Below are 20,825 nucleotides of genomic sequence, written 5' to 3' on the forward strand. Positions count from 1 at the left end.
ATCTAACAATTTAATTATTTTAAAGAAGGTAGGGGCAAATAATGGACAATGTAACATTATTCTCCATCATTACCGGTTTGATTGTATTTGTTGTTATGGGGATTGCGATGGTCATCATCAACAAATTAGGAATTAGTCGCTCTAAAAAAGAAGCGAATTCAATTATCAATGACGCAAAAGAAAGAGCAGAAACATTAACTCGTCAAGCACATTTAGAAGCGAAGACGAATGCCTATGAAGTTAAATTAAATGCTGAACGAGAAGCGCAAAAATTACGACAAGAATTACAAGAATTTGAAAGTCGTCTCGAACGCCGTGACGAAAATTTAAATATGCGCGACAAGAATATTGTCACTCGTGATAAAGAGCTACTTGATATGAAACGCGATTTAGAATCTAAATCTGCCAAATTGGACAAGATGGAAGAAGCATTAAATGAACGTACGGAAGTACAACTTAGAGAGCTTGAGCGCGTCGCATCGATGCCTGCTTCAGAAGCTAAAACAGAATTATTTGAAATTGTAGAAAAACAAATGGAACATGAAGTATTGTCATATATCCGTGATCAAGAAGAGGAAGCTCGTTCACGAGCTGATGACATCGCACGTAATATTATATCTCTTGCTATTTCACGCTATGCACAAGAAGAAACTACACAACGTACTTCTACAACAATTACATTACCAAACGAAGAAATGAAAGGCCGTATTATAGGTCGTGAAGGTCGAAATATTCGTGCCTTTGAAAACGCTACAGGTGTTGATTTACTGATTGATGATACACCAGAAGTTATTACATTATCATGTTTTGATCCAATTCGCCGTGAAGTTGCGCGAATGGCTCTTGAAACACTTCTCAGTGATGGGCGTATTCAGCCAGGACGTATTGAAGAAGCGGTTGATAAAGCACGAAAAGAACTGAATACAATTATTTCAAAAACAGGTCAAGATACACTCTTTGAACTTGGTATTAGTAAAATGGATAAAGAAATTGTGAATGTCTTAGGACGTCTCAAATACCGTTATTCATATGGTCAAAATGCACTTGCACATAGTATTGAGGTTGCTAATTTAGCCGGCATGATGGCGGCGGAGTTAGGACTTAACCAAAAACTTGCGAAGCGTGCTGGATTACTCCATGACATCGGGAAAGGTCTCGATTTTGAAATGGAAGGATCTCACGTTGAGCTTGGTGTAAGACTTGCGAAGAAATATAACGAACACCCAATCGTTGTGAATGCAATTGCATCTCACCACGGTGATGTCGATGCAACGAGCGCAATCTCTGTTCTTGTAGCAGCCGCTGACACATTAAGTGCAGCACGACCAGGAGCACGATTCGAATCATTTGAAAGTTATATTCAACGACTCGAAGATCTTGAAGCAATTGCTTCAACGCATGAAGGTGTTCAACGTTCATTCGCAATTCAGGCAGGTCGTGAACTTCGTGTACTAGTAGTGCCAGAAGAAGTTGATGATCTTGGAACTGTTAAGATGGCACGCGAAATTCGTGAGTCAATTGAAGAGAATCTAACATACCCTGGACAAATTAAAGTAACGGTTATTCGCGAACTCCGTGCCTTGGAGCTTGCAAAATAATGCGTATCTTGTTTGTCGGAGATATTGTAGGAGCAAGTGGTCGACAAATTGTTGTTGACCACTTACCTATGTTAAAACAGCAATACAATGTTGATTTCACAATCGCGAATGGTGAAAACAGTGCACATGGTAAGGGGATTACAAAGAAAATTTATAATCAGCTCATCAATGCAGGTATTGAATGTATTACAATGGGAAATCATACGTTTGCGAAACGTGAAATCTTTGATGATTATGAGTCCTGTCCAGAACTGCTGGTTCCTGCGAATATAGATCCAGTTGATTTTGGAAACTACTACAAAGTATATACAGTAAAAGAAAAACGGATTTGTGTTGTTAACCTCTATGGAGAAGCATTCATGAATCGTGTCGGTGGAAGTCCGTATCCTTTTATGGATGATGTTCTCGAACACGTTAAAGCTGATTATTACTTTGTTGATTTTCATGCAGAGTCAACAAGTGAAAAAATGCTTTTTGCAAATGTATATAGCGAAGACATTAACGCTTGTGTTGGGACTCACACGCATGTTCAAACAGCCGATGAACGTTTAATTGGCCGTGTGGCATATATAACAGACGTCGGGATGTGTGGAGCTCGTGATAGTATTATTGGTCGTGATGTTGAAGAACTCTACCACAATGTTATTTTGGGTGAAAAAACCCGTTACACTGTTGCAAGCGGTGATCCATTCTTGAATGCAGTGGTCATTGATATCGACGATATAACCATGGAATCAAAATCAATTCAACGCATTGCCATTTAAGCATCTTCGGATGCTTTTTTTATTGGTGTTCGATGATAAATTACGTATAATAAGAAAAACGGAGGTATACTAATGCAATATAATCAACGATTTACACTAAATCATGGTGACACCATTGGGTTTTTCTCACCATCTTCGCCAATCACAGCAACCGTTCCGCCACGTTATGAAACTGCAAAACAGTATTTGCGTTCTAAGGGGTTTAAAATCAAAGAAGGTAAATTGACAGGGAAACAGGATTTCTACCGCTCTGGTACGATACAAGAGCGTGTAGCTGAATTTAATGCGCTTTTAAGAGATCCAGAAGTTCGCTGTATCATGTCAACGATTGGCGGTTTTAATTCTAACGCCATGCTTCCATATATTGATTACGATGCCTTTCGCGCTGATCCTAAGATAATTATTGGATATTCCGATGTAACAGCCGTATTGTTTGCATTGTATACGCAAACGGGAATTCCTACATTTTACGGTCCAGCAGTCGTACCCTCTTTTGGCGAGGTAGAGCCATTTAAGGGACTAACATATCATTATTTTGAACAGGTTTTGATGCATAGTGAGTTACCCATTGCGTTGGTTAAACCCGAAGTGTGGACCGACGAGCGAAAGCCCTGGCATCTTCCTTATGATCAAAAAAAAGAAAACAATAATTCATGGACGATTATTAATCCTGGGAATGCCCGTGGACGTCTTATAGCTGGAAATTTGAACACAATGCAAGGAATTTTCGGAACTCAATATATGCCAGAGATTAAACAAGGTGATATATTGTTGATTGAGGATTCCATGAAAGATGCCATGACCGTAGAACGTTCATTTGCGCTTTTGAAAAACGCTGGTGTATTTGAGCGTATTGGTGGTTTAATGTACGGAAAACATGAACTCTTTGATGATCAAGGAACTGGACGGAAGCCAATTGATATCCTTTGCGAAGTCATTGGAGACCTTCCCGATATTCCGGTAATTGATGGGGTTGACTGTAGTCATACGCATCCCATGTTTACACTTCCCATCGGTGCTGTTGTAGAAATTGATACTGAAAAAGAAACCCTCGAAATCATATCTTATTAAGATAAAAAAAATAGAATACCCGTTCTTGTCGGGTATTTTTTAATGAACTTAAGCCGTTAGTAGTGTATAATAGAAATAACGAATTCACACTTAATACATAAGAATGTTTAAAAAGGAGATTTTTTTTATGGACAAAATTAAATTCCTCGCACTAGGAGGACTTGACGAAGAGGGAAAAAACCTAAATATCGTTGAGATAAATGACGACATGTATATTGTCGATGCAGGATTGAAATATCCCAAAAGTGATCAATTAGGAGTTGAAGAAGTAATTCCTGATTTATCCTATATCAAAAAGAATAAGAACCGTGTTCGTGCTATTTTCATTACGCACGGTCATGACGATGTGGTAGGTGCATTACCATACTTACTAAAAGAAGTAAAAGCACCAGTATATACAACACCATTGGTTGCGAATATCATCGAAGACGATTTACGTGCGCGTAAAGTTAAAAACGTTAAGATTTTTAGAATTAAACGCGATAGTAAATTTAAAGTTGGAAGCCGTCAGATGATTTCATTTGGTGTTACCCATTCAATTCCAGATTCATTTGGATTAGCCATTGCTTCTGATCAAGGGTATATCGTGTTTGCAAGTGAATTCATTATTGACTTCAATATTCAAAATAAAGGATTTACGACTGAGCTTGCAAACATCTCAGATATTGGGAAAAAAGGTGTTTTCTTACTTGCTGCCGAATCAGGATATGCAAAACATGAAGGATTTACGTCCCCACATCACCGTACTAGCCGACGTTTAGAACGTGTATTTGAAAATACCGATAACCGTATCATTGTAACGTTGTATGAACAAAACATTTTCCGTTTCATTGAAACAATCGAAATGGCTCAAAAATTTGGCCGTAAAGTGTTTATTTACGGTGATGCTCAAAGACGATTGATTACACACATCGAAAAACTAAATTACTATAAGATGCCAGAGAATATTGAAATTGATACTAAAGAATTCGACAATACGGACGAAAATGTTGTGATTATCGTGTCAGATGTCGGTCCAAATGTATTCCGTAAAATGGCGAAAATTGCGATGGGCGAAGATTTAAAAATTGAAGTCCGTGATACAGACAGTGTCATTGTCGCATCACCAGAAATTCCTGGAACCGAACAAGAAGCAGGGTTGATGATTAATGAACTCTATAAAGATGGTGTTCAAGTCACAACAATGAGTTACAAAGAAGTACTTGCAATGCACGCATCTGTTGAAGATATCAAAATGATGATTTCATTATTAAAACCGAAATATTATGTACCTGTAAAAGGTGAATATCAACACTTAGTTGCGAACGCAAATATTGCGGTAGAAATGGGCATCAGCGCTGGGAACATTGTGATTCTTGATAATGGTCAAGTGGCTACTTTTGAAGAAGGTCGTTTAAAATCAACCAAAGAAGTAATCAAACTTGAAGATGTTCTCATTGATGGTAAAGACCATTTAGATACATCGGGGCTTGTTCTTCGCGATCGACAAATTCTTGCGACCGATGGAACAATCATTGTAGGTGTTGTCATCAACAATAAAACAAAAGAAGTTCTTGGAGGTCCAGACATTCAATCACGCGGTGTTATCTACCTTAAAGATGCAGACAATGTTATGAGCGAAGTTGGAACTATTCTTGAAAATACCATTGCGAAGTTTAAAGAAGAACGACGTTATACCAATGTCGATGCCCGTAACGAAGCGCGTGATTTAATCGCAAAATATATCTTTAAACAAACTGGAAAACGACCAATGATTCTTCCAGTCATTATTGAAATTAACGTTTAAAAAGGGGGACCATTGTGGCGGCTAAGAAAAAAAGAAAAACAAAAGCAAGTATAGCGAGACAAAATGAATTGATTCGCTTTCTCGTATCGATCGCGACAATCGGATTCTCGGTTATCGGATATTTCCGATATGGAATAGTTGGTGAAATTATCGATAACACCATGCGTGTCGTCGTAGGGCAATATACGTTTCCGTACTACATTCTCATTACTGGAATTGCATTCGTTGCGATGGTGAAACCAAAACAGTTTTCCCAATCCATAAGCTTTTGGTTAGGGATTAGTTTACTGATGGTATCTTTGATATTAACCGTATCATTATCCTTCAATCAAGATTTGGTTGGGTGGCCAATAATTGTGGATTACTTTACGAGTGTTCCGAAGATTTTTATGAATTATAATCAACCTGCATATGGTGGGATTATTGGTGCAATTTTATATGGTGGTTTGTCATTTCTCGTTGCACGGGAAGGTGTCATTGTAATTATCTTTGTCTTTTCAATCTCTGCGTTAGCGTTACTCTTTTCACCGCAACAAATTGTGGATACGGCAAGCAAAGGGACAGAAAAAACAAGTTCATTCTTTGGGCGTCGTAAAGAAAAACGAGAAGCGAAGCAACTTGAAAAAGAAGCTAAAAACGCGGCAACCGTTGAAGATATGATCGCGAAAAATTATGTTGAACCAGATGTTCGAGCTGGATTCATGTCGTTAGAAGATGCTTCAAACCAACAACCGCGTCAACATACCGGAAGTTCATTGTTTGTAACGTTGGATGATGACATGCAGTATGAATCGATAAGTAACGAAGATTCTGTCAAGGTATTAGATACACCTACTTCAGAGACACGGGAAATTGTGGATTCTGTAACGTTACCGTCTTCTGATGCGACTACATTACGTGAAAATGTCAAAAATGATAGTGATCAGAGACCTTTAAACTACGACAATTATCGAGTACCGCCGGTCACATTGCTTGAAACGGCGAAAGTTAACAATCGCTCTAACGCAAATGCAACAAGTGCAAAAAACAAAGCTGATCGCTTAATCAATGTACTGAAACAGTTTGGTATAGAAGCGACGCTTATTGATATTCATATCGGACCCGCAGTTACAAAATTTGAACTCAAACCAGATAGCAACGTGAAAATATCAAAGATTTCATCAATCCAAGATAATTTGATGATGGAACTTGCTGTTAAAACCTTACGCATTGAAGCGCCAATTCCTGGAAAGAGTGCAGTTGGAATTGAAATTCCAAATGTTGAAATGATCCCAGTTAAAATGAAGGAAGTTATTAACCAATCGCCTAATTTTGCGGATAAAGATAACATCAACGTCGCACTAGGAAAAGACTTAATGGGAAAACCGATTACTGTCGCCCTGAATAAAATGCCACACCTTTTGGTTGCTGGAGCGACGGGTAGTGGTAAGTCTGTATGTATGAACTCTATCATTACGTCAATAATTCTCAATAAAAAACCAGATGAGCTTAAGCTGCTGTTAGTGGATCCTAAAAAAGTAGAGTTTACACCCTACATGGATATTCCTCATTTAATTGGGCCCGTTATTTCAGACCCAATGCAAGCATCGATGGCTTTAAAGGTTATCGTTGACGAAATGGAAGAACGTTATGATACATTCTCTAAAGTGGGTGTCCGTAATATTGGATCTTACAACGAGAAGGTAAAATTACACCCCGAAGAAAATCGACCATTCATGCCTTGGATTGTTGTTATCATCGATGAGTTAGCAGATTTAATGGCCGTTGCGGGAAAAGATGTTGAAACCAGTATTCAACGAATTACACAACTTGCACGTGCTGCTGGTATACATCTCATCGTTGCGACACAAAGACCATCAGTGGATGTTGTAACTGGTGTTATTAAAGCAAATATTCCGTCACGCATTGCATTTGCGGTTTCAAGTTCGATTGATTCAAGAACAATTCTTGATACAGTAGGTGCTGAGAAACTATTAGGTTATGGGGATATGTTATACATTCCTATGGGAGAACCCAACCCCGTACGAGTTCAAGGTGTATATGTAAGTGATGATGAAGTGCGTCGAATCGCTGAGAAAGCAAGCATGCAAGCAAAACCACAATATGACGATGCATTTATCCGTCTTGATGGTGTTGAAGGAAATAATGGATTTATTCAATCAAATGAAGATCCATTGTATGAAGAAGCTTATGAATTTGTTGTCAAAGAACAACGCGCTTCAACTTCCTTGCTACAACGTCGCTTTAAAGTTGGTTATAACCGTGCAGCAAACCTTATTGATGCTCTTGAACAAAATGGTATCATTGGCCCTGCAAATGGAAGTAAGCCACGTGATGTTTACAAACAAACGTCTATAGAAACAGAATAACTCACGAAATAAGTGAGTTTTTTTGTTTCTACATACAAAAAAAACTGACCGTAGTCAGTTTGATTTTATTTTAAAAATGATTGAATTGTAGTGAGGACTGCGTCACGATCAAGTTTAATTGCTTCGTCTTTATTACGCTCTTTAAATTCAACTTGATTGTTTTCAACATCACGACCAACGGTAATTCGTAATGGGATACCAATTAATTCCATGTCATTAAATTTGACGCCGGGACGTTGGTTACGATCATCAAGAAGTACTTCAATTCCTGCTTGTGTTAACTCGTTGTAAAGATCAGTTGCATAAGCCATATGTTCATCACTCTTGCTATTGATGACAACAATTGAGACATGATATGGTGCTAAATTGATTGGCCAAATGATTCCGTTGTCGTCATGACTTTGTTCAACGATAGCAGCCAAAGTACGACCTAATCCGATTCCATAAGAACCCATATATACATCTTGAAGTTTATTGTTTTGGTCAAGATATTCTAGGTTCATTGCCTTTGAATATTTAGTTCCTAACTTAAAGGTATTTCCTACTTCAATTCCTTTTGAGAATGTGAGGACACCAGTGCCATCAGGGTTTGGGTCGCCTTCTTTAACATTAGATACGTCAACAATATGTGTCGCTTCGAAATCTGAGTGGTTAGCATTGATGAAGTGGAAGTCGTTTTCGTTAGCTCCAACAGTGAAGTTACGTAAGCCTTCAATTTCTTTATCAACAACAATATCAATATCGAGACCGATTGGACCTGCAAATCCAACATTAGCATTTGTAATGCGTTGGACATTTTCAAAGTCAGCAAGTTCAACTTCAGTTGCACCATAGATTTTGGAGAGTTTTGTTTCGTTTACATCACGATCGCCTAAAACGCATACAGCCACGAACTTATCGTCAAGACGGTAAATAAGAGTTTTAACGAATGTTTTGACATCTTGGTTTAAAAATGCGGATACTTCTTCGATTGTTTTTGCATTGGGTGTGTGTACTTTTTCTAGAGATTTGAAATCTTCAGTACTTACGATACGTGATACGTTCGCAGCAACTTCTAAATTGCTTGCAAAACCTGTATCTTCGCCAAGTACAAGGATATCTTCTCCAATTTCAGTAACTGCTTGGAACTCTTCTGAGAGAAGACCACCCATAATTCCAGTATCCGCACGCACAATACGATAATCTAAGCCAACACGATCAAATATACGTTTGTAAGCTTCAAACATTGCATCGTAGGAGTCGTTTGCATCTTCCAATGTTGCATCGAATGTGTATGCATCTTTCATCACAAATTCACGCACACGAATAAGTCCAAAACGAGGACGGGCTTCATCACGGAATTTAGTTTGGAATTGGTATAGACTAAATGGCATATCTTTATATGATTTAATTTTCATCTGTGCTGCTTGAGCAAAGAGTTCTTCATGAGTCGGTCCTAAAACGAACGGTTTTTGGTAGCGATCTTTCAATGTAAACATACTTGAACCAATGATGTCACGACGGCCTGATGCAATATAGACATCTTCTGGGATTAGAGTGGGCATAGTCATTTCCATAGAACCAATGCCATTCATTTCTTCACGAATGATAGTTTCAATTTTATCTTTTACACGAAGTCCTAACGGCATATACATATACACACCTGATGAGCTTTTTTTGATAAATCCGGCACGTACAAGTAGGTTACCACTTGTTGAATCTTCGTCTTTTACATCCTCGCGTAGGGTGTAAAAGAAACTTTTACTTAATTTCATAGTTCACCTCGAATTGTTTCTTTTATAGTATAGCATGAAACGTATTTCTATCCTATATTAAAAGTGCTATTTAAGTGCGTTTAGACGGATAATAATGTGTTTTGTACACAACGATTAGTAGTAGGATATCGGGTGGATAGCGGTTACAAATCTTGTGGTTTGGACAAATTGTGATATAATATAAATGCCTAGAAGGAACTAATATTTTTCCGACACTTTGATATAAGGGAGTTCGGATGTACTTGCGGCAGCGTGAAAACTAGCTACGTGTTAGAATCCCAAACCAAGAGACAGAACACCCACCTGTAAGAAACAGGGGACAATATCAACCTTCTGGGTTTTTTTATGTTTAAGAAGGAGTCTGGGGTTGTTTTTACCCACTAAACAGTATAGAATATAGATATAAATTAGTTTAATAAGGATGGTGAAACCATGTTAAGTATTCTTGAAGCGAACACAACTCTCATCAGTATTGGATGGGTGTTACTTGGAGCAGTTATTGGAGGAATCGCAACTTTCTTCATAACAAAACATATGTTTGAAAAACAAATTAAAGAAAATCCACCAATCAACGAAAAAATGATTCGTGCAATGTATATGCAGATGGGGCGTAAGCCTTCTGAAGCGCAGATTCGTCAAATTATGAAATCGATGGGTCAATAGAAAACACAGGCGACTGTGTTTTTTCATTAAAATGAAAAAGAAAATCCTAAAAGTTTTATTGGTGGTTGCCTTAACTGTTTCGGCGGTTACGGGATGGGTTGTATACCAAGGTTACGAAGAATATACGCGAGCGATTGCGGAGCGTCCTGTTGCGCAAATGTTTGCGGATGAAATGGCAGAGGATGATTTTGTTTATGCTGATCAATTACCTGAAATGTTGAAGGCAAGTGTTATCGCAACTGAGGATGCACGCTTCATGACACGCTGGACAACGTTAGATTATATCGCGCTTTCGCGAGCAACGTTACGAAATATCCAGAATCTTGGTTATGTTGAAGGTGGCAGTACAATCCCACAACAAATTGCAAAGAATTTTTATTTTGGCGATGAAATGACGCTTCGACGCAAAGTTGCCGAATATTTTGTCGCGCGTGATATGCTAAAAGCTTTTAGTAAAGAAGAAATCCTAGCAATTTATATTAATATGAATTACTATGGCGATGGTTATGATGGTTTGGAAGCAGCGACACATGGCTATTTTGGTGTCGATCCAATTAATTTAACAGATGCCCAGGCAACAATACTTGCAGGTATTCCGCAAGCGCCGTCGCATTATCAACTCAGTACAAATTATGATGGTGCGAAAGCACGACAGCGACACGTACTTAATCGACTTGTTAAAACGAACGTCATTACTGAAGCACGTGCTCAAGAAATTTACGATACCGATATTTACGGAGGTTAACATGAAAAAAAGAATGATTAGTGGAATTAAACCCACCGGACAATTAACGTTAGGAAACTATATTGGCGCTTTGAGACCTTTTGTCCAATCTCAGGAAGAGTACGATGTGAATGTGTTTATTGCAAACTTGCATTGTATTACAATGCCGATTGATCCCCAAGAACTTGAGACAAACCTCAAGGATGCCTTGTTATTCTATTTAGCAAGCGGATTAGACCCCGAGAAATGTACCATCTTTTTACAAAGTGATGTGAAAGAAATTGCACAACTAGGTTTTATTATGTCTTGTGTAACACCGATGGGTGAATTAAATCGAATGACTCAATATAAAGACAAAAAAGATACAGGAATGTCACTCAGTGGTGGATTTTATACATATCCGACACTAATGACCGCGGATATTGTGATTCACCAAGCAGATTTAGTACCAGTGGGTGAGGACCAAAAGCAACATGTAGAGCTTGCACGTAATACTGCTGAACGATTTAACAATCGCTTTGGTGATACGTTTGTAATTCCAGAACCTGTCATTGCAAAAGTTGGAAGTAAAATTATGTCACTTCAAGACCCAACGAAAAAGATGAGCAAGTCAGACACTGAGGGCGAAAAAGGCGTTATTTATCTTCGAGATGATCTTAAATCAGCTCGTAAAAAAATTATGTCTGCAGTAACCGATTCACTTGGTGTTGTGAAATATGATGTTGAGAATCAACCTGGAGTGTCAAACTTACTTACCATTTATGCAGCTTTAGAGAATATTTCAATTCCTGAAGCAGAAGCGCAATTTAAGGACTCGCAATATGGTGGATTCAAAAAAGCAGTGGCAGATCGTGTTGTTGCAGAGTTGGAAATGCTCCAGACAGGCTATGAGAAATTTAACCAAGGAGAATACCTTGCTGAAGTACTCGAAAAAGGTGCAAAGGCAATGCGTCCAACAGCGAAAAAGACGCTTGAAGACGTCCAACGTAAAATGGGTTTAGATTGGTTGTAACATAATATCACACACCAATCTAACGCAAAAAACACTATGAAATAAAGGCTTTACACGTTATAATGATAAGTAAAAGAGGAGGTCTCTTATGATTGTACTATACTCATCTCCTGGATGTGCGTCGTGCCGCAAAGTGCGACAATGGCTAAAAGAACGTAATCTCAAGTTTATTGAGAAGAACATTTTCACATCTATGTTGAGTGAAAAAGAAATTAAACATCTTTTGATGCGTAGCGAAAATGGAACTGAGGACATTATTTCCAAACGCTCAAAAGTTATGCAAGAATCACAAATCGATCTTGATGCATTATCAATTAATGAATTAATCGTTTTCATACAAAGACATCCTTCAATTCTTAAAAGACCAATCGTTATGAATGAAAAAACTTTCTTGGTAGGGTATGATGAAGAGGAAATCGATGCATTTTTACCGTCTGAAATGAGACAGGCGCATCGTATTTCTATGGAAACAGCATCTGAATTATAAGCAATAGAAAGTTGGTATTATGAAAGTATTAGTAGGTTTATCAGGGGGCGTCGATAGCGCAGTCGCTGCTCACTTATTGAAGTCGCAAGGACACGATGTTACTTGCGCTTTTATGCGTAACTGGGATTCGTTTGCCAATAATGATATTATGGGAAACCCAACAATTATGGACGATATGTGTACACAGGAAGTTGATTATGCAGATGCAAAACGAGTTGCCGATCATTTAGGTCTACCATTGCTTCGCGTCGATTACGTCAAAGAATACTGGGACAATGTCTTTTCCTTCTTTCTAGCAGAAACAGAACGAGGACATACTCCTAATCCAGATATTCTTTGTAACCGATATGTGAAATTTGACTCATTCTATGATTTTATGGATAAGAATGGCTTTGATATGCTTGCTACAGGTCACTATGCAGTAACAAAAGAAGGCAAAATGTTTAGAGCTGAAGATCAAAACAAAGATCAAACATACTTCTTAAGTCGAGTAAAACCTGAAGTTTTACCACGTGTTATGTTTCCATTGGGTGAGCTTAATAAAGAAGAGGTTCGCAAAATTGCAGTAGAGTTAGATTTACCAGTGGCTACCAAAAAAGATTCAACTGGAATCTGTTTTATTGGGGAACGTGAATACCGTGATTTCTTAAAGAATTATCTTAAAGATTCGGAAGGATCAATTGTTGAAGTTGATTCAGGCAAGGAAATTGGTCGTCACCAAGGCGTCATGTTCTATACAATTGGGCAACGTCATGGATTGAACATTAATACATCAGTTGGACCATTCTTCGTTGTTGGAAAAGACCTTTCAACGAATACAATCTATGTTGGTAAAGGATCAGACCATCCAATGCTCTTTGCCTCAAAAGCAGAAATTGCTGAAATGAATTGGTTCACAGATAAACCCAAAGAAACAATGGATGCAACGGCAAAATTCCGTTACCGTCAAAAAGACTTGAAAGTTCGTATTTCATGGCTGGACGACACCCGCATTGAAGTAACGATGTTAGAAGATGTAAAATCTGTAACATTGGGACAAGAAGCAGTATTTTATCTTGGTGATGAGGTACTTGGTGGTGGACGCATTGATCGAGTCTTTGACATACATGGTAAAGAAGTTAAGTATGACTCACGTCTCGCTTAATCAATCAAATAAAAATGCTATCTTTACGCTTAAGGAGACCTTGGGTGTATTGGCACATTACTTTGTGGGTATGCAATTTGCATATCCACTTTTAGGAATGTGGGTGTCCTTGGACATATTTAAAACTAAGACACTTGATTCAAGAATTACAATCATGATGTTACTCATAGGATGCATCGGTATGCTGTATCTCATCCGTAGACCATTTAGACTGTTAATTAAGGATTTTAAGCTACGATGGCGTTATATAAGCCAGCAAATTGTGATTGGGACTATAATTCTTATCATCGTAAATCTCTTAATAAATTGGATAATACAGTTCTTTTGGGGGAGTGGCGCAGTGGCAACGAATCAAAAACTCGTATATGTAAAACTTGCGCATACCCCAATAAGTGCATTTATTTCAATTGTATGTGTAACCCCATTGGTGGAAGAAATTGTATTTCGCGGTGTATTATATCAAAAGCTAGGGTTTGAAAGTTCCCAACGTATTGGAATCGTCATATCTTCATTGTTATTTGGGTTGTTACATGCTATGCCCAGTGAAAGTGTTGGTGTCTTATGGCTTTTCCCGATATACGTGATCCAATATACGGTTATGGGATTTCTACTTGCTAAATATACTGCAAAAACAGATACAATTTTTACTTCAATTGGTATACATTTTTTGAATAACTTGATAGGCTATATAGGAATAATACTAATGATAGGATGAGGGAAAATATGGAGCAAACGGTTAAAGGCGTCGTCGATTCAGCGATTTTTGTAAATGAGCAATCTGGATTCGGAATCTTCAGAATTGTTCTTTTTAATACGAACCAAAAACCCTTAACAATCAAAGGCCCAATCAGTGCCTTGGAACTAGAATCATTCTATGAATTTTCAGGTACCTATCGTGAAGATCCTCGCTTTGGTATGCAATTTGCGGTTAGCGCATATAAGAAGATGATGCCTCAAGATCGTGATTTCATCATTCGTTATTTGAGTGGTCCGAATTTTCCAGGTGTTGGACAAAAGTCCGCTGAAGCACTTGTAGATAAGTACGGGGCAACGATTTTGGATGATATAAGAAATAGTTCTGATTTTACGATTGAATGCAAAGGTATAACACAAGGCAAAGCTGAGATGATTATGGAAAAAGTTAGGTATCAAGATCCAATTGAAGATGCCGTAGCCTTTTTGATTGCAAATGGACTTGGAAATAAGCAAATTATTAAAATTACTAAAGCATATGGTGAGGAGTCTGTTCCTTTAATTAAGAGTAATCCGTATCGGCTAGTCTATGATATTGATGGTATTGGATTTAAAACTGCCGATAAAGTAGCGATGTCATTAGGATATGATATGGATGATCCGAATAGAATTGAAGCACTGATGCTTGATCGCTATAAAACCATCGCATTTGGTCAAGGAGATAGTTTCATTTCGCGAGCGCAACTTATAGAAAGCATTCGTCCATCGGAGTTAGAACGGGCTGAGATTGCGATTGACGCACTCATAGAGCATGGGGAACTCGTTGAAGATGAAGCCCGTCTTTACCACTATACGCAATATGAAAGTGAGACTTATGTTTCGGATTTTTTAAAAGAATTCAACTACCCAGCGGATGAATTTTTGCTCGATGATATTGATGAGAAAATCGATGCGGTTGCGCAAGATTTGCGAATAGATTTTGATGATGTTCAGTTAAATGCTATAAAAGAATTTATGGCATCCAATATGATGATTTTGACAGGGGGCCCGGGAACTGGTAAAAGTACACTATTATCCGGAATCGTGACGTTACTTCAAAAAAACATGCCATGGTTACAGATAACGTTGTGTGCCCCAACAGGACGTGCAGCGAAGCGCATGGAAGCTCTAACGAATGTACAAGCATCGACAGTTCATTCGGCACTTCGATGGGATTTAGAATCCAATCAGTTTGGTATGCATGAGGACAATCCACTCGAGGCTGACATCTTAATTGTTGATGAATTCTCGATGGTTGATATTTGGTTGTTTTCAAATCTTCTAAAAGCAAGTGGTCGTGTTAAAAAGTTTCTATTCGTTGGTGATCAAAATCAGCTACCATCTGTAGGGAGCGGATTTGTATTGGGTGACTTGATTGCATCCAAAGCCATTCCAACTATTGAGTTGGAACGAAACTATCGTCAAGAATCGGGCTCTGAAGTTATCGATCTTGCGGTAAATATGAATCAAGGTATTTTTGAAGTGGAATCGTATCATCGCGATGTTAAATTCTTTGATGCACGTTATGGAAGTGTGAAGGACATTGTCCTCAAACTCGTGGATCAGGCATTATCCAAGGGTTATAGTTTGCAGGATATTCAAGTTCTGGCGCCTATGTATGACGGCATCGCGGGGATTGATAACCTAAATCATTTCCTTCAAAAAATGTGTAACCCAGAGAGCATCTCGAAACCACAACACATGGTGGGAACGCGAATTTTTAGAGAGGGGGATAAAATTCTTCAACTCAAAAATCAACCGGATGATTTTGTTTTTAATGGTGATATCGGAACGTTAGTCGAAGTAGATGCCAAATATATGGTTGTTGATTTTGATGGCAATTTTGTCGAATATGAGCCTTCTAATTTTATCAACATTACACATGCATATGCGATGAGCGTTCATAAAGCACAGGGTAGTGAATATCCGATTGTAATTCTTGTTGCAGTATCTGATTTTTATCGAATGTTGTCACGTCGCTTGTATTATACTGGTGCAACCCGATCATCGAAATCATTGATTTTGGTCGGTGAATATGATGCTTTTAGAAGAGCCGTTGATAATCATCAAGAATCCAAAAGACAAACATATCTTAAAGAGCGAATGGAAGCTAAATAAAAGAGTTACACGAACTGTGTAACTCTCTTTTTTTATTTTTGTGCTTTTAATTCATCGAGAATGCCTTGGAGAAGAATGACTTCTTCGCTTGGCGCTGCAGGTGCTTCTTCGGTAACCTCTGCTTCTTGTTTTTTCGAGAACTTATTAATTGCTTTGATAGCGACGAAGATACTCATTGCAATGATTAAGAAATCAATCGTTGTTTGAATGAATGAACCGTAGTTTAATGTCAACGGATTCGTTGGATCCGGTCTTAAAGGAATGTTTAATGAAGCAAATGATCCACCACCCGTGACAACTCCAACTAAAGGCATAATAATATCATTGACTAAAGAGGTAACAATTTTCCCGAATGCACCCCCAATAACAACCCCAATTGCCATGTCGAGAACATTTCCCTTCATTGCAAATTCTTTAAATTCTTCTAGAAATTTTTTCATGTAATCCTCCTCCTTATAATTACTTGAAATTTCAAATACTAACTTAATACTATCAAATATAGGACCGATACTCAAAGGATATGAAATAAAAATTAAATACGGTTCACAGGTAGATTCTATGGTATGATAATCACATTAGAAAGAAGGATCTTATAATGAATGAATCAACAATTATGAACTATTTTAAAGCGATAAGCGCTATTCCTCGTGCTTCTTTCAACGAAAAAGGCATGCATGACTATCTCGTAAATTTCGCCAATGAGCGCGGACTTAAAGTTATTACTGACGCAATGTGGAATGTAATTATTTTAAAACCGGCATCAATTGGTTATGAAAACGCACCATCGGTAATGCTGCAAGGTCATACTGACATGGTTGCAGAAAAAGATAGCAGTAGTGCTCACAATTTCGAAACAGATGGTTTAGAACTTTATGAAGAGGATGGCTTTCTCAAGGCAAAAGGGACAACATTAGGAGCAGATAATGGTGTTGCGGTTGCATACATGTTAGCACTTCTTGATGATAAGAATGCGAAACACCCAGCATTGGAATGTGTCTTCACGGTTCAAGAAGAAACAGGATTAACAGGGGCTGAGAAAATTGATGTGTCGATGCTCGAATCACGTTTAGTGATTGGTCTTGACTCATCGGGTGAATCAGAAATTTATGTATCATCTTGTGGTGGTGCACGTGCAGTTTTAAATCGTGATGTTACATTTGAGAATAAGACAATGAATACAGTAACTGTAGCAATTACGGGTCTTTTCGGTGGTCACTCTGGTGGCGAAATTGACAAAGAACGTGGAAATGCTAACAAAATTGCAGGTATACTGATGTATCGTGCAGCTCAAATGATGGATGTTCGTGTTGTAGCCTTTGCAGGTGGCGATAAAATGAATGCCATCACACGTGAGGCAACGTTTACACTTGCTGTTGAAGATATCGCTGCGTTCAAAGCATTTTATGAAACAGCAACACAGGAGTTTAAGTTGCAATATGCAGCTAGTGATGCGGGATTAACGTTTACCCTAACTGAGGGTAAAACGGATGTAGTTCTAGATGAAGATGCATCTCGTGCAGTGATCACATCATTATTTATGCTCCCATACGGAGTCATTCAAATGAGTAAAGATATCGAAGGGCTTGTTATTACATCAAGCAATATCGGTAAAGTATCCCTCACTGATAGTACTTATGAAGTTCAGATGTCAGTCCGTGCTACTCAAGCATTTGTAAAGGATACGGTACTTGCACAAGTTGATTGGATTGGTAAACAATGTGGCATGATGTCTGAGTTCTCTGCGAAGTATCCAGGATGGATGTATGATCCTCAATCAAAATTCCGTGAGTATACAGAAGAAACTTATCGAAACTTGCGAGGCGAAGTAATGAAACATGAGGCAACTCATGGTGGTATGGAACTGGGAATTTGGAGCGATAAACTACCAGGATCAGATATTGTTAGCTTTGGTCCAATTATGTATGATATTCATACACCTTTGGAAAGACTTGATATTGGCTCATTTGAGCGTACATATGAATTTTTAGTGGTCTTGTTAGAAGGACTCAGCAATTACTAAGCACAAAGCCCTCAGAGTTGTCTGAGGGCTTTTCCATATCAATACACCGAGTTCAAAGAATGTGGTATTATAGATTATATGGAGGAAGAATCATGTCCAGTAAATTAAAGTTTAAATCCTTTGGAAGTGGTACAGTTTTGAAATTGGAAGATGTTCCAGATGAGGTATTCGCGAATCAAATTATGGGTGAGGGATACGCTATTGATCTTACTTTAGGTGAAATCTATGCTCCCGTTGATGGTGAGGTAAATATGTTATTTCCTACAGGCCATGCCATAGGTTTTATTTGTGATGATGGTTCAGAGTTTATCATCCACTTGGGAATTGATACCGTTTCATTAAACGGAAAGGGATTTGAAACAATGGTTGAAATCGGTGAATATGTTAAACAGGGGCAGCTAATTTCGAAGATGGATTTGAATTTCATTAATGAAAAGGGGTATAGCACAATTAGCCCCATAGTTTTTACGACGGGGCAGAAAATTAAACTGGTTGCCGAGGGAAAACAAGTTAACTATGGTGAATCCGACCTGTTCAAATTTGTCTAATTGCATTTTTCTCTACTAAAATTAAATTGTGCTAATTTTATTAACTTTAATTGGAAATTCTATTGATTTATCAGCCCATTTGGATTATTATAGTTAAGCAATGCCCGAGTGGTGAAATCGGTAGACGCACTGGACTCAAAATCCAGCGAGGTAAAACTCATGACGGTTCGAGTCCGTCCTCGGGCACCATTTGATAAATAATAACTCTGAACTTTAACTAATTCAGAGTTTTTTTGTATTTATGGAAAGGGGATAAAATGCTAAGAAAGTTACTTAGGATGCTGATATCTGAACATGAAATGTATGAATTTAACGTTTCAGGTTTAACAGTTAGAGAGTTTGCCAAAAAATACGGGCTTCCACCGACAACTATTCAGAAAATCAGACATACGTCAAATGATAGCGTATCTTCTCATAGCATAGACGTGTTATTACAGCAAATGAATGTGTCACTTGTAGACATTATAAATATGGTGAATATATTGATCCAGATGTAACTATCGAAAATGACGATTAAGCAAAAAAAGAGCTATTAAGATCCTGAACTTACGAGGGTTCAATTTTGCAATCTTACAAAGGACTGCAATCCTTAGTAAAATCGAACCACTATTGATAGTAATATTTTTTACAAATACATTCAAAATAGTAGTTTTAAACAAGCACCTTTTTGTCTGGACCGTTGTCAATAAACTGGACAGTAATTAGGAAATTAATTGATTAAATTCAAGTTCTTTTTCGTCTGGGGATAGCCAATCGTTGTACGAATGAGGTCTGAATGGGTTATAGAAACCATTAATATAAGAGAACAGACATTTCTGGCAGTCTTCTGTTTCTAAAAATGAGCGTCGATTTGTTTCTTCATGTTTTAAATATTTGAAAAATGATTCTACAACTGCATTATCCCAAGGATATGGCTTTTTTGAGAAGGATTGTACTACGTTATATTCATCCATTACTTTTCTTACTTCAAAGGAGCGATACTGTGAAGCGCGATCAGAATGGAAAAGTAAATTTCCTTGAGGTTTTCTTACATTAGATGCATCATAGAAAACATCAAGTATTAAGGTCGAATTCATTCGATTATAAAGCTTCCATGCAATGATTTTACGAAAAAAATCCATAATCACGCAAAGATAACGAAATCCTTTAGACGTTTAAATATAAGTAAAATCACTAACCCATACTTTACTGAGTTCTTATGGAGTGAATTCTTGATTCGAATCGATACTGCTTTTTCGCGTCAAAGAAGTTGTAAGATATTTAGAATACAATGGGTATAAATATAACAAATTTTCACTGTTTAATTTATAAATATAATAATTGAAAGCATAAAACAGACAAGCTACGTAAACCTATACGTCTCATTAGAATCTGTATTCTTATTCGGATCTAGTTTACATATTTTGCTGTCTCTAAATGTATACAAATCGTGTCTTATCGACTACATAAATGGATTCATGCATTGAATTAACAAAATATGTCTGTTCAGAGGTGCCACAGACACAAATAGTAAACTGATTTTGATATGAGTAAAGGGCTAGACGGTCAGGTGTCTTGTAAAATGAGCCTTCGTGGCAAAGCTCGCTGGGCACATTAAATGTATCAAGTTTATTTAAGGCAGGGAGTTTTATGCCTATTTCAGTATATTTTAGGATTGCTTCTTTGGCGCACCAAATTGCATAGAACAGACTTTTATTTGGTGAATTATTAAACACTCGCTGCTCAGTAGGAGAAAAGTACTTGCGTGAAAAACCGATAAAATTACGGTCTTTATGATATTCAATATCGATAGAGATATTGTTTTTTGAATAAGCAATTGCAGTCAAATTATTTGAATGACTAATTGAAAAATAAACAGGAATATCAATGAAGTAGGGACGTCCCATAGCGCTGTACTTGATTGATTTTTGATTAAACGAATAGCCCAAAAACAACAAATCATTCTCTAGGCATTCAAAGCTATTACTTGATTCGTGGACAACCACAAGATCTATGAGTAAATTATTCATGATGTAACTCCCATTATTGTGGAACA

General features: G+C 37.7%; 18 protein-coding genes, 1 tRNA gene, 1 other RNA gene and 1 pseudogene. 16 read left to right on the forward strand and 5 right to left on the reverse strand.

Going from position 1 to position 20,825, the window contains the following annotated elements; all coding sequences use genetic code 11:
• Positions 1-41 precede the first annotated feature (41 nt).
• From rny to GVV22_RS00720, 5 genes are all read left to right on the forward strand, one after another.
• On the forward strand, positions 42-1,598 hold the full coding sequence (gene rny, locus GVV22_RS00700) for a ribonuclease Y (RefSeq protein WP_159648292.1): 1,557 nt from the start codon (positions 42-44) through the stop codon (positions 1,596-1,598).
• The gene (locus GVV22_RS00705) at positions 1,598-2,362 is read left to right on the forward strand and encodes a TIGR00282 family metallophosphoesterase (RefSeq protein ID WP_159648293.1); all 765 of its coding nucleotides are present in this window, start codon (positions 1,598-1,600) and stop codon (positions 2,360-2,362) included. The genes rny and GVV22_RS00705 overlap by 1 nt, the downstream gene beginning before the upstream one ends.
• A gap of 72 nt (positions 2,363-2,434) precedes the next feature.
• Positions 2,435-3,433, forward strand: coding sequence for a S66 family peptidase (locus tag GVV22_RS00710; RefSeq protein ID WP_159648294.1), 999 nt, complete (start codon positions 2,435-2,437; stop codon positions 3,431-3,433).
• A 127-nt stretch (positions 3,434-3,560) separates the two neighbouring features.
• Complete coding sequence (locus GVV22_RS00715; RefSeq protein WP_159648295.1) at positions 3,561-5,219, forward strand: ribonuclease J; 1,659 nt, start codon at positions 3,561-3,563, stop codon at positions 5,217-5,219.
• A 14-nt stretch (positions 5,220-5,233) separates the two neighbouring features.
• A complete protein-coding gene (locus tag GVV22_RS00720; protein WP_159648296.1) occupies positions 5,234-7,588 on the forward strand; it encodes a DNA translocase FtsK in 2,355 nt (784 codons plus the stop codon).
• 65 nt (positions 7,589-7,653) lie between these two features.
• Here GVV22_RS00720 and GVV22_RS00725 read toward each other — a convergent pair whose 3' ends face one another.
• A complete protein-coding gene (locus GVV22_RS00725; RefSeq protein ID WP_159648297.1) occupies positions 7,654-9,342 on the reverse strand; it encodes a proline--tRNA ligase in 1,689 nt (562 codons plus the stop codon).
• 182 nt (positions 9,343-9,524) lie between these two features.
• Here GVV22_RS00725 and ssrS point away from each other — a divergent pair.
• The 8 genes from ssrS to GVV22_RS00765 all read left to right on the forward strand — a co-directional run bounded on the left by ssrS (position 9,525) and on the right by GVV22_RS00765 (position 16,222).
• Positions 9,525-9,686: non-coding RNA, 6S RNA (ssrS, locus tag GVV22_RS00730), on the forward strand.
• A gap of 88 nt (positions 9,687-9,774) precedes the next feature.
• Positions 9,775-10,005 carry a YneF family protein gene (locus GVV22_RS00735; RefSeq protein ID WP_159646894.1) on the forward strand — a complete coding sequence of 77 codons (231 nt, stop codon included), beginning with the start codon at positions 9,775-9,777 and terminating at the stop codon, positions 10,003-10,005.
• Between the two features lie 31 nt (positions 10,006-10,036).
• Complete coding sequence (locus tag GVV22_RS00740) at positions 10,037-10,750, forward strand: biosynthetic peptidoglycan transglycosylase (protein ID WP_159648298.1); 714 nt, start codon at positions 10,037-10,039, stop codon at positions 10,748-10,750.
• Position 10,751: 1 nt separating this feature from the next.
• Entirely contained in the window at positions 10,752-11,741 is a 990-nt protein-coding gene (gene trpS / locus GVV22_RS00745; protein WP_159648299.1) for a tryptophan--tRNA ligase, read from the forward strand.
• A gap of 88 nt (positions 11,742-11,829) precedes the next feature.
• On the forward strand, positions 11,830-12,228 hold the full coding sequence (gene spx, locus GVV22_RS00750; protein ID WP_159648300.1) for a transcriptional regulator Spx: 399 nt from the start codon (positions 11,830-11,832) through the stop codon (positions 12,226-12,228).
• Between the two features lie 19 nt (positions 12,229-12,247).
• Complete coding sequence (gene mnmA, locus GVV22_RS00755; protein ID WP_159648301.1) at positions 12,248-13,372, forward strand: tRNA 2-thiouridine(34) synthase MnmA; 1,125 nt, start codon at positions 12,248-12,250, stop codon at positions 13,370-13,372.
• Complete coding sequence (locus tag GVV22_RS00760; RefSeq protein ID WP_159648302.1) at positions 13,353-14,087, forward strand: CPBP family intramembrane glutamic endopeptidase; 735 nt, start codon at positions 13,353-13,355, stop codon at positions 14,085-14,087. Before mnmA ends, GVV22_RS00760 begins: the two co-directional genes overlap by 20 nt.
• An 8-nt stretch (positions 14,088-14,095) precedes the next feature.
• Positions 14,096-16,222: an ATP-dependent RecD-like DNA helicase gene (locus GVV22_RS00765; RefSeq protein ID WP_159648303.1), complete on the forward strand. Its 2,127-nt coding sequence runs from the start codon at positions 14,096-14,098 to the stop codon at positions 16,220-16,222.
• Between the two features lie 32 nt (positions 16,223-16,254).
• Here GVV22_RS00765 and mscL read toward each other — a convergent pair whose 3' ends face one another.
• On the reverse strand, positions 16,255-16,662 hold the full coding sequence (mscL, locus tag GVV22_RS00770; RefSeq protein ID WP_159648304.1) for a large-conductance mechanosensitive channel protein MscL: 408 nt from the start codon (positions 16,660-16,662) through the stop codon (positions 16,255-16,257).
• 155 nt (positions 16,663-16,817) lie between these two features.
• On the opposite strand from mscL, the gene pepD reads away from it, so the two are divergent.
• The 3 genes from pepD (at position 16,818) to GVV22_RS00785 (ending at position 18,979) form a co-directional block, all read left to right on the forward strand.
• Complete coding sequence (gene pepD / locus GVV22_RS00775; RefSeq protein WP_159648305.1) at positions 16,818-18,242, forward strand: beta-Ala-His dipeptidase; 1,425 nt, start codon at positions 16,818-16,820, stop codon at positions 18,240-18,242.
• 92 nt (positions 18,243-18,334) lie between these two features.
• Positions 18,335-18,790, forward strand: coding sequence for a PTS sugar transporter subunit IIA (locus GVV22_RS00780; RefSeq protein ID WP_159648306.1), 456 nt, complete (start codon positions 18,335-18,337; stop codon positions 18,788-18,790).
• Between the two features lie 102 nt (positions 18,791-18,892).
• Positions 18,893-18,979 (forward strand) — tRNA-Leu (locus GVV22_RS00785).
• 512 nt (positions 18,980-19,491) lie between these two features.
• On the opposite strand, the gene GVV22_RS11085 is transcribed toward GVV22_RS00785, so the two are convergent.
• From GVV22_RS11085 to GVV22_RS00800, 3 genes and pseudogenes are all read right to left on the reverse strand, one after another.
• Positions 19,492-19,743 carry an integrase core domain-containing protein gene (locus tag GVV22_RS11085; RefSeq protein ID WP_268890708.1) on the reverse strand — a complete coding sequence of 84 codons (252 nt, stop codon included), beginning with the start codon at positions 19,741-19,743 and terminating at the stop codon, positions 19,492-19,494.
• Positions 19,717-19,926 (reverse strand): annotated as a pseudogene (locus GVV22_RS11090) (DDE-type integrase/transposase/recombinase); the annotation flags it as partial. The gene GVV22_RS11085 and the pseudogene GVV22_RS11090, both read right to left, overlap by 27 nt.
• A gap of 276 nt (positions 19,927-20,202) precedes the next feature.
• Positions 20,203-20,799: a 4'-phosphopantetheinyl transferase family protein gene (locus GVV22_RS00800; protein ID WP_159648309.1), complete on the reverse strand. Its 597-nt coding sequence runs from the start codon at positions 20,797-20,799 to the stop codon at positions 20,203-20,205.
• Positions 20,800-20,825: the final 26 nt, after the last annotated feature.

Source organism: Erysipelothrix aquatica (genome assembly GCF_009828825.1).
Taxonomy (GTDB): domain Bacteria; phylum Bacillota_I; class Bacilli_A; order Erysipelotrichales; family Erysipelotrichaceae; genus Erysipelothrix; species Erysipelothrix aquatica_A.

What these genes read in the sequence shown, in the direction of transcription:
- GVV22_RS00705 (WP_159648293.1), top strand. Translation starts at nt 1,598, where the DNA reads ATGCGTATCTTGTTTGTCGGAGATATTGTAGGAGCAAGTGGTCGACAA.
- GVV22_RS00725 (WP_159648297.1), bottom strand. Translation starts at nt 9,342, where the DNA reads ATGAAATTAAGTAAAAGTTTCTTTTACACCCTACGCGAGGATGTAAAA.
- GVV22_RS11085 (WP_268890708.1), bottom strand. Translation starts at nt 19,743, where the DNA reads ATGGATGAATATAACGTAGTACAATCCTTCTCAAAAAAGCCATATCCT.
- GVV22_RS00800 (WP_159648309.1), bottom strand. Translation starts at nt 20,799, where the DNA reads ATGAATAATTTACTCATAGATCTTGTGGTTGTCCACGAATCAAGTAAT.
- spx (WP_159648300.1), top strand. Translation starts at nt 11,830, where the DNA reads ATGATTGTACTATACTCATCTCCTGGATGTGCGTCGTGCCGCAAAGTG.
- GVV22_RS00780 (WP_159648306.1), top strand. Translation starts at nt 18,335, where the DNA reads ATGTCCAGTAAATTAAAGTTTAAATCCTTTGGAAGTGGTACAGTTTTG.
- GVV22_RS00710 (WP_159648294.1), top strand. Translation starts at nt 2,435, where the DNA reads ATGCAATATAATCAACGATTTACACTAAATCATGGTGACACCATTGGG.
- mscL (WP_159648304.1), bottom strand. Translation starts at nt 16,662, where the DNA reads ATGAAAAAATTTCTAGAAGAATTTAAAGAATTTGCAATGAAGGGAAAT.
- GVV22_RS00740 (WP_159648298.1), top strand. Translation starts at nt 10,037, where the DNA reads ATGAAAAAGAAAATCCTAAAAGTTTTATTGGTGGTTGCCTTAACTGTT.
- pepD (WP_159648305.1), top strand. Translation starts at nt 16,818, where the DNA reads ATGAATGAATCAACAATTATGAACTATTTTAAAGCGATAAGCGCTATT.
- GVV22_RS00715 (WP_159648295.1), top strand. Translation starts at nt 3,561, where the DNA reads ATGGACAAAATTAAATTCCTCGCACTAGGAGGACTTGACGAAGAGGGA.
- GVV22_RS00765 (WP_159648303.1), top strand. Translation starts at nt 14,096, where the DNA reads ATGGAGCAAACGGTTAAAGGCGTCGTCGATTCAGCGATTTTTGTAAAT.
- GVV22_RS00760 (WP_159648302.1), top strand. Translation starts at nt 13,353, where the DNA reads ATGACTCACGTCTCGCTTAATCAATCAAATAAAAATGCTATCTTTACG.
- GVV22_RS00735 (WP_159646894.1), top strand. Translation starts at nt 9,775, where the DNA reads ATGTTAAGTATTCTTGAAGCGAACACAACTCTCATCAGTATTGGATGG.
- rny (WP_159648292.1), top strand. Translation starts at nt 42, where the DNA reads ATGGACAATGTAACATTATTCTCCATCATTACCGGTTTGATTGTATTT.
- trpS (WP_159648299.1), top strand. Translation starts at nt 10,752, where the DNA reads ATGAAAAAAAGAATGATTAGTGGAATTAAACCCACCGGACAATTAACG.
- mnmA (WP_159648301.1), top strand. Translation starts at nt 12,248, where the DNA reads ATGAAAGTATTAGTAGGTTTATCAGGGGGCGTCGATAGCGCAGTCGCT.